The sequence below is a fragment of the Domibacillus sp. F004 genome (assembly GCF_057814295.1).
The window spans coordinates 1-281 of record NZ_JBVATB010000059.1 but is presented as its reverse complement, the minus strand read 5'-3'; the positions used below and the strand labels follow the sequence as shown (position 1 = coordinate 281).

1 protein-coding gene is annotated in these 281 nt (G+C 68.7%); it reads left to right on the top strand.

From position 1 onward, the window contains the following. Nucleotides 1-281, top strand: a 281-nt coding sequence (locus ACZYRN_RS19405) for a 3-hydroxyacyl-CoA dehydrogenase family protein (protein WP_488913199.1), incomplete at both ends; no start/stop codon positions are given.

Here is a 281-nt window from a genome sequence, read left to right as displayed (position 1 = left end):
GAAGACATCGACGCGATCGTGCGTTCGACCTTCGGCTTCCGCCTGCCGTTCTTTGGCCCGTTCGCGATCGCCGACATGGCCGGGCTCGACGTCTACGCCTTCTGCTACGCCTCGCTGCAGGGCGACTTCCCCGAGCGCTTCGCGACCCCGGCCATCCTCTCGGAGCGCATCGAGCGCGGCGAACTGGGCACGAAGACCGGCGGCGGCTTCCGCGCCATCGACCCGAAACGCGTCCCCGAGCTGGTCGCCTACCGCAACCGGGCCTACGCCAAGATGACGGA